We start from the raw sequence: 17,879 nt of genomic DNA, 5'->3' as shown, positions 1-17,879 counted from the left end.
ACGGCAATTGTCCCACGGCCTGTCCACGCATTTTCGGCGCGGAATTGTTCGCCACCAACCTGTGACGCACGTTGCATTTCGTCTTCGGTTCGGCAACGTAGCCGTCACGACCGGCGGTTTCAGCTCCCGCGTGGCCGAAATGACCCTGGCCGGCTGTTAACTTGCTGGGAATTTGGTATCGCCTCAGGAGGCCCACACATGAAGCTGGCATCGACACGCGCACTGGTCACCACGGGCGCCCTGACGGCGGCGATGCTCGGCTTTGCCGCCGTCGCGTCCGCCGCACCGCCGCCGCTGCTCAACGGCACCTATACCGGCACGGGCGGCGCCGACGAGTTCCTGTGGACCATTTCCTCGACGTGCGCCCCAGCCGCGTGCACCGCAACGGTGTCGAGCAACCAGGGCTGGATCAGCCCGGCCACGTACTACGGCGACAGTTGGCATTTCGTGGTCACCAAACCCGACGGCGCGATTTGTGATGACGGGCGCTATGCGCCCGCCTTCATCTCCATCGACGTCAACCCGGTGACCCTCGGTGGCACGGTGTCCAGCGACTCCAACTACGGCTGTCCCGGCGGCCACATCGACCGGACGCCGTTCCAGCTCACCAAGGTCGGCTGACCCCTAGCGTTTGCCCGGCGGCCGGGCCCCCTTCGCGATTCCCAGACCCTTCACCGGCGGCTCGTCCTTGGCCGGTTCCGGAGCGGACTCCTGGGCCGGCTCCGGCGCCGCAGGTTCCGGTTCGGGTTGTGCGGCTTCGGGTTTGGGCGCGGGAGCGGACGGGGCCTTCTTGGCGCCGGGACGACGCGCACCGGCAGCGATGCCGAGGCCCTTCACCGGAGCTTCGGGCTTGGCCGGTTCGGCGGCTGTAGCCTCGGGCGCGGCGGTCGGCTCGGCGGGTGCCGCGGTCGTGGCTTCCGGTGCGGCAGCCGCCTTCTTGGCCCCCGGGCGCTTGGCGCCGGCGGCCAGCCCCAGGCCCTTGACCGGCGCGGCGGGTGCCGCTCCGGCGGCGGGTGCCTCGGTCGTGGCCTCCGGTGCGGCAGCGGCCTTCTTGGCGCCGGGACGCTTGGCGCCGCCGGCGATGCCCAGGCCCTTCACCGGGGCTGCGGGTGCGGCCGGTGCCGCCTCGGCGGCCGGGGTGTCGGCCTTCTTGGCGCCGGGACGCTTGGCGCCGCCGGCGATGCCCAAGCCCTTGACCGGGGCCGCGGGCGCGGCCGGTGCCTCGGTCTTGGCTTCCGGCGCGGGTGCTTCCTCGGCGGGGGCCTCGGGTTCGGCGACGGGAGCGGCAGCGGCTTGGGCCTCGGCGCGCGCGGCGGACTCGGCGGCTGCGACGCCCTTCTCGGGCAGCTTCACCTCGGACAGATCCAACGAGGACAGCAGCAACTGCGCGACGTCGAGGACCTCGACCTTGTCCACCTCACGGGCGGCCGACACCTCGTCGACACCGTCGGTGATCATCACGCGGCAGAACGGGCAGCCGGTGGCGATCTTCGAGGCGCCGGTGTCCATGGCCTCTTCGGTGCGTTCGGTGTTGACGCGCTTGCCGATGTGCTCTTCCATCCACATCCGCGCGCCGCCGGCGCCGCAGCACAGGCCGCGGTCGGCATGCCGCGGCATCTCGGTGAGCGTGGCACCGGAAGCACCGATCAGCTCACGGGGTGCGTCGTAGACCTTGTTGTGTCGGCCCAGGTAGCACGGGTCGTGGTAGGTGATGTCCTGCGAGACGGGGCTCACGGGCGTGAGCTTCTTGTCCCGGATCAGCCGGTTCAGCAGCTGGGTGTGGTGCAGCACGGTGTAGTTGGCGCCGGTCTGGCTGTACTCGCGACCCAGGGTGTTGAAGCAGTGCGGGCAGGTCACGACGATCTTGCGGTCGACGGTCTCGACGCCCTCGAAGAGGTTGTCGATGGTCTCGATGTTCTGCGCGGCGAGCTGCTGGAACAGGAACTCGTTGCCGGCGCGGCGGGCCGAGTCGCCCGAGCAGGTCTCGCCGTCGCCGAGGACCAGGTACTTCACTCCGGCCACGGCCAGCAGTTCGGCGACCGCCTTGGTGGTCTTCTTGGCACGGTCTTCGTAGGCACCGGCGCAGCCGACCCAGAACAGGTACTCGTAGCCGTCGAAGGAGTCGACGTCCTTGCCGTAGACCGGGACGTCGAACTCGACCTCGTCGATCCAGTTGAGCCGGTCCTTGGCGTTCTGGCCCCAGGGGTTGCCCTTGTTCTCCAGGTTCTTGAACAGCACCGCGAGTTCGGAGGGGAACTCGGACTCCATCAGCACCTGATAGCGCCGCATGTCGACGATGTGGTCGATGTGCTCGATGTCCACCGGGCACTGCTCGACGCAGGCGCCGCAGGTGGTGCAGGACCACAGCACGTCGGGGTCGATGACGCCGCCCTGTTCGGCGGTGCCGACCAGCGGACGGGTGGCCTGATCGGGGCCCGACCCGGTGATCCGGCCGAATCCGGACTCGGGGACGTGGTGTTCCTCGGCGTGCTTCTCGCCGCGGAGTTCTTCGCCGAGGCCGCCCTCGGGGGTGTTCTCCAGGACCGTCTGACCGCCGATGATGTAGGGCGCCTTGGCGAACAGGTGATCGCGCAGGTCCATGATGAGCAGCTTCGGGGACAGCGGCTTGCCAGTGTTCCAGGCCGGGCACTGTGACTGACAACGCCCGCACTCGGTGCAGGTGGTCATGTCGAGGTAGGCCTTCCAGCTGAAGTCCTCGATCTTGCCCTTGCCGAGCACGGCGTCCTCGGCGGGATCCTCGAAGTCGATCAGGGCGCCGTTGTGCTCCATCGGCAGCAGCGGACCCAGGCCGTCAGGCAGCCGCTTGAACGTGACGTTGACCGGCGCCAGGCCGATGTGCAGGTGCTTGGAGTGCAGCACGATCAGCAGGAAGGCCAGCATGACGCCGATGTGGCCGAGCAGGGCGACGGTCTCGATGACGTGGTTTGCGGTGTCGCCCAGCGGGGCCATCAGCCAGGCCATGGCGTCGGAGAAGAAGGCGCCGGACTGATACGGGAAGTCGTCCTTGAGCACGTTGACGGCCGCGCCGCGGAACACCGCGAAGGTCAGGATGACCAGGAGGATCATCCACAGGATCAGCCAGGCCCCACCGGTGTGCGAGCCGTAGAACCGCGACGAGCGGCCGTGCTCCTTGGGTTCGGTGCGCAGCCGGATGATCGCGAACACGATGATGCCGACCAGCACGGCCGCGGCGAAGAAGTCCTGCAGGAAGCCCAGCGCGGGCCAGCGGCCCACGATCGGAATGTGGAACTCGGGGTCGAACAGGACGCCGTAGGCCTCGAGATACACGGTCGCGAGAATGAAGAAGCCCCACATGGTGAAGAAGTGCGCCATGCCGGGGATGGACCACTTCAGCAGCTTGGTCTGGGCAAAGACTTCCTTGGCCTGATTGAGCAGGCGTTGACCGAGATCATCCTTGCGCGCGCCCTCGTGAATGGTGGGCTGACCGGACCGGATGAGGTTGGTGAGCCAAAGCACCCGCTTGGCGGCGAATACCAGCACGATCACGGTCGCAGCCAGGCCTATGCCCAACCTGATCCACTCGAGAGTGCCCACCGCGCGCCTCCATTCTGTAGTTACCCGTGGGTAACATCGGCTATGTTACTGGCCGGTAACTAGACCACGTCCTGCTCATAGTGACACTTCGGTGATTCCTGCCGCTACCGAGGCTTACCTAACTTGGCGCCGGTGTGTTATGCGTCTCAGCGCGAGATTGGTCCGAAATCAGCCCTGGGGCAGCAACATCGCCCGCAGCATCGACAGCATCTCGGAGCGGGATTCGGCCCCGAGACGGCGCCGAATGCGGGCCACGTGATGCTCGACGGTCTTCGCCGAAATGAACAATTGGGCGCCGATATCGCGATAGGGCAGGCCCAGCAACAACAGTTCGGCAACCTCGCGCTCGCGTTCGGACAGCGCCCCGGCCGGCGTCGGCGCCGGGCGTGCGGGGGCGTCCTCGCCACCCGCGGGGGTGCCCGTCGGTTCCGGTCCCGCGCCGGCGTCCTGACCGGCGACCAGCTTCAGGTCCCGCGCCACCTGGAGCATGGCGCTCGAGACCCGCGGATCCGGCGTCTGCAGTGCGGCCTGGCCGGCCAGCCGGGTGGCGTCCCAGCCCAGGCCGAACTGGGCCAGCCCGCGGGCGGCGGCGGCGACGTCGTCGACCTCGACCTGGTGCGCCAACACCCGCAGCCACGCCCGTCCGGCCTGGGCCAGCGCCCGGGCGAACGCGCTGGCGGGGGCCGCCGCGCTGAGTGCCTGCCCGTGCGGCGCCATCGACTCCGGGGAGTTGGCCAGGATCGCGGCGTGCACCCCGGCCCAGCGCAGCGGCAGGCTCCACGCGACCGGGTTGCCGAGGTCGGACAGCAGGCCGAAGGCCTGATCCAGCGGATGCGCGAGTCGATCCTCCTGCCGCATGCGAACCCCGGCGACCCACAGCTCGCCCAGCGGCAGCAGGCTGAACAGGTCAACCGAATACTCGGAGAGCACCTCGATGGCCGCGTACCAGTGCTGCTGCAGGGCCCCGGTGTCGCCGTTGCGGCGTGCCAGCGCCGCCTGCAGTGCGGTCCACCACAGGGCGTCGCGCCGGTGCAGCTCGGGGCCGGGCAGGGCCGCTACCTCGGCCGCTGCGGCCGTCAGCTGGCCGTCCTGCATCTTCAGCCAGGCCTGCAGCAGCCGGTGCCGATGGTCGAACGCCGCTGCGGGTGTGGTGTCGGCCTCGCGTAACGCCCGGGCGAGCACGCTGCGGGCCCGCACCGGATCCCCGGAGTGCAGCGCCGCGAGCGCGATGACGGCCGCGGGGGTGTCCGGGACGGCGTGCTGCGCCGGCGGGCCGCCGGCCGCCAGGCCCAGCCGCGCCGCGGCCACGTCATAGGGTTGGTCGAAGGTCATCAACAGGCCCTGGGCCAGGTTGCGGGCGGCGCGCGCCCCCGACGTCGGTGGTCCGGCCCGCCCGCCTTCCAGCGCATCCCGGGCGGCCGGCAGCGACCCGACGGCGGCAAACACCACCGCTGCGGACGCGCCGACCGAGGCGTCGGGGCCCAGCCACCCGAACAGCTCGGCGGCCTGATCGGCGTGACCGTCGTGCATGGCTACCGAGGCGCCCACCCGCACCGCGGTCGCCCGCACGTCCGGGTCCGCACTGTCGAGCAGCGCATCGCTGAGCGCGGCCGCCTCACCGCACCGGCCCCGCTGCGCCAGGGCATCGGCCAGCCGTGCGGACAGGGCCTCGGAGCCGGCTTCCGGTCCGGCGTCGATCGCGGCCCGATAGACGCGCACCATATCGGCGCGGCCGTCGGCGCGCGTCGCGGCCTCCGTCAGCACCGCGGACAGGCCCGGTTCGCGCATGCCGTGTTCGGCCAACTGCAGCGCGAGATCCGTTGACATTGTGCCCAATTCGAGCTGGCTGCGCAGCAGGGCGGTTTCGATCTCGTGATGCCGGACGGCGCCGAGGATCTGCGCCACGGCGCGGTGCACGGTCGCGGTGAACGGCGCGCCCAGCGCGGCGTCGAGCAACCCGGTGGCGAACGCCCGGTCCGTGACCTCGCGCGCCGGGTCGGGTTCGATGTGCAATGCCGCCGCGATGTCGGCCGGGCCCAAGCCGGGGCTCAGCGACGCGATGAGCATCGCCTCGAGCAACGCCTCGTCGACCCGACGCAACCGGTCGACGAGCGCGAAATAGCTTGATCGGGCGATGTTCTCGGTCACCGCGACGGCGTCGACGAGGAACGGCAACCCGGCGGTGGCGGCCAGGATGGCACTGATGATCTCGGCGTCCTGATTGTCGTGCCGGCGGCTCACCTCGATGCGGGACAGCGCGCCCAGTGTCACCCGTGGCCGCTCGCGTTCGATCGTGGTCATCAGCTCCCGCAGGGCACGGCGCTGTTCACAGGGTTGCGTCGCCACCACGACCGTCGACCCGGGCGTCCTGGCCAATCCGGTGAGCACCCCGAGTTCGGCGTCGGTGAGCGCTTCGGCGTCGTCGATGACCATCGCCGTCCCGGCGAGCTCCGCGGCTGCGGTGGTACTCGCCTCGATCCCGTTGGCCCGCAACGCTTCCCGGATGGCCAGCAGCGTTGCGGTCTTGCCGGTGCCGATGCCGCCGGCCACGAGCAGTTTCGCCGGCGTGGCGGCCGGATCGCCGAATGCGCTCACGACGGCCCGGGCGGCCGGGGGGACTTCGGTCACGGCGGGGCCAACGGCTACTCGCCGTCGATCGGGACGTCGCCGCCCGCGGCGCCGTCATCGATGATCGGTTCGTCCGGGGTCGGCGGCGGGGCCTGCGTCGTGGTGGGCGGCGCCACGGTGGTGGTCGGGGGCGGCTCGGTGGTGGTGGGCGGCGGGGTCGTCGTGGTCGGGCGGGTGGTGGTCGTCGTGGGCTGGGTCGTGGTGGTGGTGGTGGTGGTGGTCGTCGTCGTGGTTGTCGTGGTGGTCGGCTGGGTGGTGGTGGTGGTGGGCTCGGCCGTCGGTTCGGTCGTCGTCGTCGGCTGCGGCGGCGGGGGCACCACCGTGGTGGACACTGTCCGCTCGCCGTCGGTACCGGTGATCACGGTCGTGAGGGTCTCCGAGGTGGGCAGCGTGGTCTTCACCGTGACCGGTTCGCTGTCGGCGGAGTTGCCGGTCAGCGAGAAGGCCACCCCGGAGACCGCGAGCAGTGCAACCGCGGCGGCACCGAAGAGCACCGGGGGACGCTGGTACCAGGGCAGCGACGGCGGTTCGCCGCCGTCGGACCCGAACGCGTCGACCTCGTCGGTCTCGAATTCGATCGGCGGGCGGGCGGCGGCGGCCTGATCGAAGGTGTAATCCGCGCCGGTGTAGGGCACCGGTTCGCTGCCGTCGTCGTCCTGCGACCAGGCCAGCGCACGGAAGGTGGCCGACGGCGATCCGTCCGACGCCGACTCGGCGGCCGCAGCCCCGGCCGCGCCCGCGGCCCAGGCGGCCGGCGCCAACCCGGTGGGCAGGTCCGCGGCGTCGGGGGCCGGCGCCATGCCGGTGGGTGCGTCGGGGGAGGGGCCCTGCTCGGCGATGACGGCAGCGCCGGCGGCGGCGGTCAACGCCGGCTGCGGCATGGTCACCAGCGGGACCCGCAGCAGCTCCGAAAGCCGCTGGGTGATCAGCGGGATCGCGGCACCGCCGCCGACGGTGGCCACCGCGGAGAGCTGCGCGGCCGGAATCCGGTTGCGCTCCAAGGTATCCCCGAGCATGTCGAGGAAGTCGCGCAGCGGCGCGTCGATCAGATCCTCCAGCTCGGCGCGGGTGATCCGAACGTCGGCCGTGGCGCCGGGCAACTGCACCCCGATCACCGCGGAGGTCTCGGCGGACAACCGTTCCTTGGCCGCCCGACACTCGGCGCGCAACTGGGTCAGCGAACCGACTGCGGCCGTCCCGGCCGGATCGGAGTCGCCGGACTCCTGCAGGCCGTTGAGCACGTGGCCGAGGACGGCCTGATCGATCTGGTCGCCGGAGAACTCGCCGAAGCGCACCACCTCGCCGACCGGCGCCAACCCCTGGCCCGCGTCGGCGAGCGCGAGGGTGGTGCCGGTGCCGCCGAAGTCGCACAGCGCGATCACCCCGGAACTGGGCAGCCCGGGGCCGGTTTGCAGCGCGGCCAGCGCGGTGGCCGCGTCGGAGACCAGTTCCGGCGGCGCCCCGTCGGAGAACAACGACGGCTTGTTGCGCAGCGCCGCGCGGAGCGACCCCACCACCGCCGGACCCCAGTGCGCGGGGAACGCGACCGTGACCTTGCTCGGTGGAGAACCGGTGGCGACCGCGCGGGCCATGGCGTCGAGCGCCTCGGCGGTCAGCACGTCACCGCGATGCGAGGAACCGTCCTGGGCGACCAGCGGGACCGGGTCGCCGACCCGCTCGACGAAACCCCACATGATCAGGCCGGGTTCGGTCAGGTTGGGGTTCTCGCTCGGGACCCCGACCTCGGGGGGACGATGGTCGAACAGCGTGAGCACCGCCCGACGGGTCACCGGTGGGCGTGCGGTCCGAGCCGCTCCCAGATTGGTCTGGCCGATCGACAGGCCCAGCACGTCACTCATGACTCATGTCCGTCGCTCATAACGATTCTCACGATAGCGGGTGATCGGGCCGGGTCGGCGGAGGTCGACGACATTTCCCCCTATTGTCTTCGATCCCCTATGGGGTGACCCCCTAATGCGCGCGACGGCGCGGTGGGGTCAGCACCGATCCCACCCGCCGTACGGCTGGCTAGTCTTTGGGGACATCGGACAGCACTATCCGCACAGGGGAGAAGACACGTCATGGCCAACGAATTGCTCGACTTCGTGATGTCGTTGGTGCGTGATCCCGCGGTCGCGGCCCGCTACGCGGCGGACCCGGAAGGCGCCCTCGCCGCGGCCGATCTCACCTCGGTGACCAGCGTCGATGTCGACAACCTGATCCCGGTGGTCGCCGACTCACTGTCCATGACGACCCCGTCGTTCGGCGCCGCGACGCCGCTCGACGACAACGTGTGGACCAGCGGCGCGGCGACCCAGGCGTTCGAGGCGTTCGACGCCTTCGCGCCGGCCGTTCCCGAGGCGGGCATCGATGCCCTGGCCGACGTGCCGAACACCGTGATCGACCCCAACCTGGGCGCCCCGGTCCGCGGCGACGACCTGGATCTGGCCCAGCAGGTGCCAACGATCCAGCAGGACCCACAGTTCAGCGGGATTTCCGAACCGCTCGAGGACCCGGCCTTGGACGAGGTGGCGCACTGGGACCAGAGCGTGCTCGACTCCGCGCTGCCGGCCGATCCCGGTTCGGCCGACGAGCCCGGGGGCTTCGACCTGTTCTGACCGCGCGCCACAGACCCGAATACCGCAACGCCGACAACACCCGTGTTGTCGGCGTTGTGCTGGTTGGGGCCACCACCAGGTCAAATGCCCGGCTCGTCTAGGGGTTTCACCGCATGCCCCGCACTGCCCGCATCAAACCCCATCGACCCCCTAATCCCCTAATGGCCTGGGGACTCCTACCCCTAGCGAAGCGGGGTGCAGCACGGGTTTGCGCCCCGTTTCCGGGGGGTGCGTCAACCCATAACGTTGTTGCCAGATCGCCGGGAGGTCCGGCGGATGACCGAAAGGCACAGAGATGAACATTATCGACTGGATCCTGAACCTTTTCCGCGATGAGAGTGCGGCCCGCAGTTTCGTCGCCTCGCCCGAGGCGGCCATGCGCGACGCCGGCCTGTCCGGACTGTCCGCCGCCCAGCTGTCCACCGTCGCGGCCACCGCGGTCCCGAGCATGATGCTCGGCGGTGGCGACCCGGTGGTGGGCCTGCAGCGCGCGGTGTCCAACCACTACGGGTTCGCCCCGGCCAACGACTACTCGGCCTCGACCAGCCTGCTGTCCCCGACCTGGGCGCCGTCGCCGACGTTCGCCCCGGACACCGACCTGGCCAGCCACAACAACACCGATCTGGCCAGCCACAACCAGGTGCCGATCATGAGCCCGGTCCAGGACGCCGGCGCCAACGCCCAGCAGGGTGCGTTCAACCTCGGCTTCGGTGACATCACCCTGGGCAACAAGACGACCACCACCGCCACCGACGGCGCCGTGGTGATCGACGGTGACAACCGTGGCGACATCGTCAGCGGTGACGGCGCGGTGCTCGGCAACAACAACGACGTCGTCAACGGTGACGTCTGGGCCGGCACTGGTTCCAACGTCAACATCGGCGACGGCAGCATCGACGACGACGGCACGGTCAACACCGGTAGCGGCTCGGTGATCTCCGACAACGAGGGCCCGGTGTTCCAGGACGTCGACGCCAGCGGCGGCAACGGCGGTGGCGCCGGCAGCGGCAGCGGCGGTCTGATCGACATCGGCCTCGGCGGCGACACCACCCAGGGCGGCAACGCCGGTGGCGGCGGGATCGTCATCGTCAGCGACAAGACCACCAGCAACGTCGTCGGCGGCGATCAGACCCAGGTCGGCGGCAACGCCGGCAGCGGCAACTCGTCGGACACCTCGGTGTACACCCAGACCGAGGTCGCCACCTCCAGCACCACGGCCGACTACTCCGATCACTCGCAGACCGAGGTCTACGACAACTCCTCGGAGCGCAGTGCCTCGCTGTTCGACAACAGCCGGGAGACCTCGGCGACCAACAGCGCACTCGACACCGGACACGAGGCGTCGCTGGGATCGGACAACAGCATGCTCGGCTTCTGATCGAGCATCCGCCGCGCGGCGGGGACCTTCGGGTTCCCGCCGCGTTCGCGGCTTACGGTGGACCTGACGCGAGGGAGAAACGGTGACACAGGCGAACAGCGCACCGGCCAACCGGGCCGACGACCCGCGCCGAGTGAAGGTGATCGTCGAGCTGATCGACCACACCAGCGCGATCGCCGACCTCAATGACCGCGCGGACCTGCGGCAACGGCTTGCGGTAGCGCGCAACCGGATCAGCGACCCGCAGATTCGGGTCGTCATCGCCGGCCAGCTCAAGCAGGGCAAGAGTCAGCTGCTGAACTCGCTGTTGAACATGCCGGTGGCCCGCGTCGGCGACGACGAGACCACCGCGCTGGTCACGATCGTCACCTACGGCGAACAGCCCTCGGCCCGGCTGGTGGTCGCGCCGGGCCCGGGCGGCACCGAGCCCGAGGTCATCCCGATCCCGATCGACGACATCAAACACGACCTACGCCGCGCCCCCCAGGCCGGCGGTCGTGAGGTGATGCGCGTCGAGGTCAGCGCGCCCAGCCCGCTGCTGAAGGGCGGCCTGGCGTTCGTCGACACCCCCGGCGTGGGCGGGCACGGTCAGCCGCACCTGTCGGCGACGCTGGGTCTGCTGCCCGACGCCGACGCGATGCTCATGGTCAGCGACACCAGCCAGGAGTTCACCGAACCGGAGATGCGGTTCATCCGGCAGGCCTACGAGATCTGCCCGGTGGGGGTGGTGATCGCCGCCAAGACCGACCTGTACCCGCACTGGCGCCAGATCGTCGAGGCCAACACCGCGCACCTGCAGCGGGCGGGGCTGCCGATCCCGATGATCCCGGCGTCGGCGTTGCTGCGGGGTCACGCGGTGCAACTCAACGACAAGGAACTCAACGAGGAATCCAACTTCCCGGCGATTGTCCGGTTCCTGTCCGAGCAGGTGCTCTCCCGCGAGAACGACCGGGTTCGGGACCAGGTGCTGGGCGAAATCAATTCGGCCGCCGAGCATCTCACTCTGGCGGTGAACGCCGAGCTGTCGGCGATCAACGACCCCGAGGACGTCCGCCGACTCACCGACGATCTGGAGCGCCGCAAGCAGGAAGCCCAGCAGGCGCTGCAGCACACCGCGCTGTGGCAGCAGGTGCTCAACGACGGGATCGCGGACCTGACCGCCGACGTCGAGCACGATCTGCGGGCGCGGTTTCGCGCGATCGTGGCGCACACCGAAGGCGTGATCGACTCCTGCGACCCGACCCAGCACTGGGCCGAGATCGGCACCGAGGTCGAGGAGGCCGTGGCCACCGCCGTCGGGGACAACTTCGTCTGGGCCTATCAGCGGGCCGAGGCGCTGGCGCACGAGGTGGCCCGGACCTTCGTCGAGGCCGGGTTGGACGCCATCAAGCTGCCGCACGTCAGCGCGCGCGAGATGGGCGCCGGTTTCGATGGACTGAAGTCGTTGGGGCGGTTGGAGTCCAAGTCGGCCGGCGTCGGGGACAAGGCGGTATCGAGCATGCGGGGCTCCTTCGGTGGGGTGTTGATGTTCGGCATGCTCACCTCAATCGCCGGTCTGGGCATGTTCAACCCCATCTCGCTGGGGGCCGGTCTGCTGGTGGGTCGAAAGTCCTACCGCGAAGAAATGGACAACCGGATGCTGCGGGTGCGCAACGAGGCCAAGACCAACCTGCGCCGCTTCGTCGACGACATCTCGTTCGCGGTGGGCAAGGAGTCCCGGGACCGGCTCAAGGGCATCCAACGGCAGTTGCGCGACCACTACCGCGAGATCGCCAACCAGACCACCCGATCCCTGAACGAGTCGCTGCAGGCCACCATCGCCTCGGCGCAGCTGGAAGAGGCCGAACGCAACAACCGGGTCCGCGAACTGCAGCGGCAGCTGAACATCCTCACCCAGGTCAGCGACAACATCGAGAAGCTGCGCGGGCCGGGTCGCTAGTCCCGCGAGCCGTTGGGGAACAGCGTCCGAGTCTGGTTGAACCGCGGGCGTTTCCGCGTGGTGGTGGTGGCCTCGGAATCCTCGTCGGTGTCCGGGGCCTCCGCCGTGGTGGTCGTGGTGGTAGTGGTGGTGCCGGTCTCGGTGGGGCCCTCGGCGGGCGGTGGCACCCCGATGTCCGTCGTGGACAGCGGCACGCTGGTGGTGAACGTCGTGGTGGACTCCGACGGGGTGACCACGAAGGGTTGGCGCTCGCGCGACGTCGTCGGCTCCGGGGTCCGCGGGGTGGTGAACACCGTGGTCTGCTCGGGTTTGCTCCACTCGTCGGACATCCGCACGACGGTGATGACGAGCGCGACGATCAGCAGCAGTCCCAACGCGCCGGCGGTGAACACCACATTGGGGTTGCGATGCCACGGCACTTCGTCGGAACGGTCGTCGTCAGCCACGGGCGCCGATCCTAGCCGCGAACCCGCGCCGCGGCGCGGCCCGTAAACTCAATGAACCGATGAGCACTAGCGATCAGGTGCGCGCGATCCTGGGTGGAACGATCCGCGCCTATCAGGGCGAACCCGCCTATCAGCAGCGCCCGGACGTGTTCAGCGAACTCGACCGGATCGGCTGGCAGCTCAACGAGCCCATCCGCATCGCGTTGGCCGGGACGCTCAAGGCCGGCAAGTCGACCTTGGTCAACGCGCTGGTCGGGGAGAACATCGCCCCCACCGACGCCACCGAGGCCACCCGGATCGTCACCTGGTTCCGGCACGGTCCCACGCCCAAGGTGACCGCCAACTATTACGGCGGGCGCCGCGCGAACGTGCCGATCGGCCGCGACGCCGAGGACCGCGGCCTGACCTTCGACCTCGCGGCGCTGGACCCCGCCGAGGTGGCCGGGCTCGACGTGGAGTGGCCGGCCGCGGAACTGATCGACACCACGATCATCGACACCCCCGGGACGTCGTCGCTGTCGCGCGACGTCTCCGAGCGCACGCTGCGGCTACTGGTACCCGAGGACGGGGTGCCGCGGGTGGACGCGGTGGTGTTCCTGCTGCGCACCCTCAACGCCGCCGACATCGCGCTGCTCAAGCAGATCGGTGAACTGGTCGGCGGATCGGCCGGGGCGCTGGGCGTCATCGGGGTGGCCTCGCGCGCCGACGAAATCGGGGCGGGCCGGATCGACGCGATGCTCTCGGCCAACGATGTCGCGCAACGATTCACCACCGAGATGGACAAGACCGGCATCTGTCAGGCCGTGGTGCCGGTGTCCGGGTTGTTGGCGCTGACCGCGCGCACGTTGCGCCAGAGCGAGTTCGTGGCGCTGGAGAAGCTCGCCGGGGTCGACGCGGCCGAGTTGAACAAGGCCATGCTCAGCGTGGACCGGTTCGTGCGCGAGGACCAGACCCTGCCCGTCGACGCCGCCACCCGCGCCGCGCTGCTCGACCGGTTCGGGATGTTCGGCATCCGGATCTCGATCGCGGTGCTGCGCTCGGGGATCGGCGATTCGGTGGGTTTGGCCGACGAACTGCTCGAGCGCAGCGGGCTGGTGGCGCTGCGCGACGTCATCGATCAGCAGTTCGCGCAGCGCTCCGAGTTGCTCAAGGCGCACACCGCGATGCTCGCGCTGCGCCGGTTCGTCGAGGTGCACCCGATCCGGGCGACGCCCTACATCATTGCCGACATCGATCCGCTGCTGGCCGACACGCACGCGTTCGAAGAGCTGCGGCTGCTCAGCCAACTACGTTCGCGACCAACCACTTTGACCGACGACGAGATCGTGTCGCTGCGCCGGATCATCGGCGGGTCGGGAACGGATGCGGCCAGCCGGCTGGGGCTGACCGCCGAGGAACCCTACGACGGGCCGCGGGCGGCGTTCGCGGCCGCGCAGCGGTGGCGCCGCCGCGCCGAGCATCCGCTCAACGATCCGTTCACCACCCGCGCCTGTCGCGCCGCGGTGCGCAGCGCCGAGGCACTGGTGGCCCTGTTCGCCGCGCGCGGCTACTGACCTACTCGCCGGGGCGCGGGAACAGCGTCGGCAGGGTGGGCCGGGTCCAGGTCGGCCGCACCGTCTCGGTCTCGGTCACCGTCTCCGTCGGCGGTGCCGTGGTGGTCGTCGGCTCCTCGGTGGTGGTGGGCGCCTCGGTCGTCGTGGTGGTGGTCTCCTCGGCGGGCGGCTCCTCGATCGGCGGCGGCGTTTCGGTGACCGTGAGCGTCTCGCCGGGGACCGGGGCCGGCGCCGGGGCCTGCGTGCCGCCGGTCTCGGTCGGGGCCGCGGTGGTGGTCGGCGTCGTCGTCGTGGTGGTGGTGGCGTCGGTCGGGCTCGAGGAATCGCCGGTCAACTGCACGATGGCGTAGATGGCCAGCGCGAGCAGCAAGGCGGCCGCCGCGCCGAGCGCCACCAGGGCGGCGGGTTTGCGGTACCACGGCGTCGGCGGTTCGGGCGCCTGCCCGTAGCCGGTTTGATAGCCGGTCGGGTAGCCGTAATCGGCGGGCGGGACCGGCGGCTCCGGGGGGAGCTCGCTGTAGGCCTGGCCGCCGCTGTCGCCGCCGTAGTTGGCCGCGCGGGTCGGGTCGCTGTAGAACTCGTCGTCAGGAGTGTCGTTACGGGCCACGGGCTCCGATAGTAACGGCCGCGGCCGTCAGCGCAGCGCAGCGACAACCCCGTCGGCAAACAATTCCAGGTGGTCGAGATCGGACAGGTCGAGCACCTGCAGGTACACCCGTTCCACGCCGGCCTCGCCGAACGGTGCGAGCCGGTCGGTGATCTCGGCCGGGGTGCCGACCAGCGGCGTGTTGGTCCGCAGTTCGTCGAGCTCGCGCCCGATCGCCTGGGCGCGGCGGGCCACCTCGGCGTCGTTGCGCCCGGCCGCCACCACGAAGCACGCCGAATAGGTCATCGAGTCGGGTTCGCGGCCGGCCTGGGTGACGGCCTCGGCGACCCGGCCGTACTGGGTCTTGATGACGTCCAGCGAATCGAAGGGGACGTTGAACTCCGCGGCGTGTTTGGCCGCCAGGGCGGGGGTGCGCTTGGCGCCCTTGCCGCCGATGATGATCGGCGGATGCGGACGCTGGGCGGGTTTGGGCAGCGCGGGCGAGTCCGCGACCGTGTAGTGCGCGCCGGTGTAGTCGAAGGTCTGCCCGGTCGGGGTGGTCCACAGCCCGGTCAGGATGTCGAGTTGTTCGCCGAGCCGCTCGAAGCGTTCCCGCAGCGACGGGAACGGGATGCCGTAGCTGGTGTGCTCGTCCTCGAACCAGCCGGTGCCGAGGCCGAGGTCGATCCGGCCGCCGCTCATCTCGTCGACCTGGGCCACCGAGATGGCCAGCGGGCCGGGGTAGCGGAAGGTTGCCGAGCTCACCATGGTGCCGAGCCGGATGGTGCTGGTCTCGCGCGCGAGCCCGGCCAGGGTGACCCACGAATCGGTGGGGCCAGGTAGGCCGTCGCCGCTCATGGCGAGGTAGTGGTCGGAGCGGAAGAAAGCCGAATACCCAAGTGATTCAGCGGCTTTGGCGACGGCGAGCTGATCGGCGTAACTGGCGCCCTGCTGAGGTTCGACGAATACCCGAAAATCCATGCCCCCAGCCTAGGCGGATCAGAACGTCTCGACGCCCTGCACAGCGACGAACATCCCGTGGCCGGTGGATTGATGGGTGAAGCGGGTGCCCTCCGCGCTGGCGGCGATGGTCCAGCCCTGCGCGCTGTAATCGCGGTAGTCCAGGGTGATCGCCGGGATGTTGCCGAGGTTGCCGAGGATCCAGCGCACCGATCCGGACGAGGTGACGTTGACGCCGTTGGCGGGGTGGCCGTCGACGTCGGGGGAGTTCTCGAACTGCGATTCGCAGCCGACGGCCTCGGAGTTGAGTTGGCAGCGGGTCTTGCCGGACTTGGTCTGGACGAACACGTAGCCCTGGGCATCGGCCGGCAGGGTCTCGGTGCCCGAGGGCGGTGCGGCCGTGGCGGTCGGGCCGGGCGCCGGCGTCGGGGTGGTCGGCGACGGCACCGGCGGGCGCGCGGTGGGGAACTCGGGTTCGGCGTGGGTGCCGCAGCCCGGGCAGGCCGGCGTGCCGTCGGTGACGTTGCTACAGCTCACCAACGCAAACGTGGCGAGCAGCGCGGTGCCGGCCAACGCCAGCCTGGAGACCATGGCCTCACGGTACCCGCGGTGGTGCGGGAGTGAAACCTGTGGCTAATGATGTTTACGAAGCCGTAGCCGGGGCTATCCTGCGCCCGTGGCGCCCGAACCGTCGTGGCCCCCCGATGCGATCTTCACGCTCGGGCATTCGACGCTGCCCTCGGAGCAGTTCGTCGCGTTGCTGCACGGCTACGGCATCGAGCGGTTGGCCGACATTCGGACCATTCCCCGGTCGCGGCACAACCCACAGTTCAACGCCGACGAGCTGGCCGAGTCCCTGCCGGCGGCCGGCATCGCATACGTACCGATGCCCGCGCTAGGCGGGCTGCGGCATGCGCGCAAGGATTCCCCCAACAGCGCGTGGCGCAACAAGAGCTTCCGCGGCTACGCCGACTACATGCAGACCGACGAGTTCGCCGCTGCGGTAGCCGAACTCGTCGCCGGCGCCGAGTCCGGGCGCACCGCGATCATGTGCGCCGAGGCGGTGCCGTGGCGCTGCCACCGGTCGCTGGTGGCCGACGCGCTCGAGGCGCGCGGGGTGCCGGCCGTGGAGATCATGTCGGCGACAAATGCGCGCAGGCACGTGCTGACGTCGTTCGCGCGGGTCGACGGGAAGCGGGTCAGCTATCCGCCGGAGGAGCAGACCTCATGAGGCCGTGAGCATCCCGGAATAGCCATCCGCCAGCGCCTGCAGCTGCGCCGACCCGTCGCCGGAGAACGATGCACCGTGCATGACGGCCAACGTGGCCGGACGCAAGGCTGCGAGCTCCGTCAGTGTCGGCACCAGATTCGTCGTCAGTCCGGTGGCGTGGAAAATCTGCTCGGCCTCCAGGGCCGGTGCAACGCAATCGGATTCGGTCAAGGCGGGACAGCGTCCGGTGTGGGTGAACAGGTCTCCGGCCAGCAGTGTCGAGGTCGTCTCGTCGAACCACAGCCCCGCTTCCCAGTTGTGCGGAACGTGTGGGGTCGGCAGGAACCGCAGGCGATGCCCGCCGATATCGTGCACATCGTCGTCGGGCGCCACCACCGGGGGCCGATCGCACATATCCGTCAGCGACAGCATGCAGGCCAGCGGACCGTGGATGACCTCGGCCTGGGGTGCGGTCGCGAGAAACAGATTCACCGCTCCGCATTCGTCGGCCTCCAGGTGGCCGAAGGAGATCCAGCGCAGCGGTCGCCCGCCGAGGACGCGTCCGACTGCCTCGGATACCTGCGCGAACAGAAAACGCTGACCGGTGTGGAAAAGCAGCGGCTCATCACCGGTCAGCAGGAACTGATTGAACGTGAAACCGTTCTCGGTGATGCCCGGTATCCAGGTCGAAATGCGGTAGATGCCCGCCGCGATCTCGTCGACCTCCGTCGAGTTCATCTGCACAATGTTCCTCCGGCAGTGACCCTGGCGGAGCGCTTTCAGTGCACCGCGATGCCGCTGGTGAATACCCCGTGATAGCTCATCGGCAGATGGAACGGCAGCCACGCCTCGGCGATCGGTCCGGCACGATGTGCTGGGCTTCGAAGATCGTCAGCCGGCTGCGGTGGGCGGCCTCGTTGTAGCCGACGGTCGCCTGCACCGGCGGCGCCGTGCGACCCATTCCGGCGGCAGGGCCGACGCGCGA

At 69.9% G+C, this 17,879-nt stretch carries 14 protein-coding genes and 1 pseudogene; 6 read left to right on the top strand and 9 right to left on the bottom strand.

What is annotated here, in order from left to right; translation table 11 throughout:
- Nucleotides 1-198 precede the first annotated feature (198 nt).
- Nucleotides 199-621 (top strand): hypothetical protein, encoded by a 423-nt coding sequence (locus RCP80_RS21025; protein ID WP_308479515.1) that lies wholly within the window; start codon nt 199-201, stop codon nt 619-621.
- Nucleotides 622-624: 3 nt separating this feature from the next.
- Here the strand turns inward: RCP80_RS21025 and RCP80_RS21020 are convergent, their stop codons facing one another.
- From RCP80_RS21020 to RCP80_RS21010, 3 genes are all read right to left on the bottom strand, one after another.
- Nucleotides 625-3,576, bottom strand: a complete 2,952-nt coding sequence (locus tag RCP80_RS21020) for a (Fe-S)-binding protein (RefSeq protein WP_308479514.1) — start codon at nt 3,574-3,576, stop codon at nt 625-627.
- A 168-nt stretch (nt 3,577-3,744) separates the two neighbouring features.
- The gene (gene iniR, locus RCP80_RS21015) at nt 3,745-6,204 is read right to left on the bottom strand and encodes an isoniazid response ATPase/transcriptional regulator IniR (protein ID WP_308479513.1); all 2,460 of its coding nucleotides are present in this window, start codon (nt 6,202-6,204) and stop codon (nt 3,745-3,747) included.
- A gap of 14 nt (nt 6,205-6,218) precedes the next feature.
- Complete coding sequence (locus RCP80_RS21010) at nt 6,219-8,063, bottom strand: Hsp70 family protein (protein ID WP_308479512.1); 1,845 nt, start codon at nt 8,061-8,063, stop codon at nt 6,219-6,221.
- 222 nt (nt 8,064-8,285) lie between these two features.
- Here RCP80_RS21010 and RCP80_RS21005 point away from each other — a divergent pair, with 222 nt between their 5' ends.
- The 3 genes from RCP80_RS21005 to RCP80_RS20995 all read left to right on the top strand — a co-directional run bounded on the left by RCP80_RS21005 (nt 8,286) and on the right by RCP80_RS20995 (nt 12,139).
- Nucleotides 8,286-8,822 (top strand): Rv0340 family IniB-related protein, encoded by a 537-nt coding sequence (locus RCP80_RS21005; protein ID WP_308479511.1) that lies wholly within the window; start codon nt 8,286-8,288, stop codon nt 8,820-8,822.
- A 295-nt stretch (nt 8,823-9,117) separates the two neighbouring features.
- On the top strand, nt 9,118-10,200 hold the full coding sequence (locus tag RCP80_RS21000; RefSeq protein WP_308479510.1) for an IniB N-terminal domain-containing protein: 1,083 nt from the start codon (nt 9,118-9,120) through the stop codon (nt 10,198-10,200).
- An 82-nt stretch (nt 10,201-10,282) separates the two neighbouring features.
- Nucleotides 10,283-12,139: a dynamin-like GTPase family protein gene (locus tag RCP80_RS20995; RefSeq protein WP_308479509.1), complete on the top strand. Its 1,857-nt coding sequence runs from the start codon at nt 10,283-10,285 to the stop codon at nt 12,137-12,139.
- On the opposite strand, the gene RCP80_RS20990 is transcribed toward RCP80_RS20995, so the two are convergent.
- On the bottom strand, nt 12,136-12,585 hold the full coding sequence (locus tag RCP80_RS20990) for a hypothetical protein (RefSeq protein ID WP_308479508.1): 450 nt from the start codon (nt 12,583-12,585) through the stop codon (nt 12,136-12,138). The genes RCP80_RS20995 and RCP80_RS20990 overlap by 4 nt on opposite strands.
- A gap of 59 nt (nt 12,586-12,644) precedes the next feature.
- Here RCP80_RS20990 and RCP80_RS20985 point away from each other — a divergent pair, with 59 nt between their 5' ends.
- Nucleotides 12,645-14,138, top strand: coding sequence for a dynamin family protein (locus RCP80_RS20985; protein WP_308479507.1), 1,494 nt, complete (start codon nt 12,645-12,647; stop codon nt 14,136-14,138).
- 1 nt (nt 14,139) lies between these two features.
- Here RCP80_RS20985 and RCP80_RS20980 read toward each other — a convergent pair whose 3' ends face one another.
- Genes RCP80_RS20980 through RCP80_RS20970 form a run of 3 tightly spaced genes read right to left on the bottom strand, consistent with a single transcriptional unit; the run spans nt 14,140 to nt 16,275 of the window.
- On the bottom strand, nt 14,140-14,745 hold the full coding sequence (locus RCP80_RS20980; protein WP_308479506.1) for a hypothetical protein: 606 nt from the start codon (nt 14,743-14,745) through the stop codon (nt 14,140-14,142).
- A gap of 27 nt (nt 14,746-14,772) precedes the next feature.
- Nucleotides 14,773-15,705: an LLM class F420-dependent oxidoreductase gene (locus RCP80_RS20975; protein ID WP_308479505.1), complete on the bottom strand. Its 933-nt coding sequence runs from the start codon at nt 15,703-15,705 to the stop codon at nt 14,773-14,775.
- 18 nt (nt 15,706-15,723) lie between these two features.
- A complete protein-coding gene (locus RCP80_RS20970) occupies nt 15,724-16,275 on the bottom strand; it encodes a hypothetical protein (protein WP_308479504.1) in 552 nt (183 codons plus the stop codon).
- A gap of 85 nt (nt 16,276-16,360) precedes the next feature.
- Between RCP80_RS20970 and RCP80_RS20965 the strand changes: the two genes are divergently transcribed.
- A complete protein-coding gene (locus RCP80_RS20965; RefSeq protein WP_308479503.1) occupies nt 16,361-16,915 on the top strand; it encodes a DUF488 domain-containing protein in 555 nt (184 codons plus the stop codon).
- On the opposite strand, the gene RCP80_RS20960 is transcribed toward RCP80_RS20965, so the two are convergent.
- Together RCP80_RS20960 and RCP80_RS20955 are read right to left on the bottom strand one after the other, a co-directional pair.
- Nucleotides 16,910-17,632, bottom strand: a complete 723-nt coding sequence (locus tag RCP80_RS20960) for an oxygen-binding di-iron domain-containing protein (protein ID WP_308479502.1) — start codon at nt 17,630-17,632, stop codon at nt 16,910-16,912. The two genes, RCP80_RS20965 and RCP80_RS20960, sit on opposite strands and share 6 nt — an antisense overlap.
- Nucleotides 17,633-17,673: 41 nt before the next feature.
- A pseudogene (locus RCP80_RS20955) lies at nt 17,674-17,825 on the bottom strand (carotenoid oxygenase family protein); the annotation flags it as partial.
- Nucleotides 17,826-17,879: the final 54 nt, after the last annotated feature.

Origin of the sequence: Mycolicibacterium sp. MU0053, assembly GCF_963378095.1 — a bacterium.
In the GTDB taxonomy this organism is placed as follows: domain Bacteria; phylum Actinomycetota; class Actinomycetes; order Mycobacteriales; family Mycobacteriaceae; genus Mycobacterium; species Mycobacterium burgundiense.
Note: the sequence above shows the minus strand (reverse complement) of the source record. Positions and strands in the feature narration are given on the sequence as shown.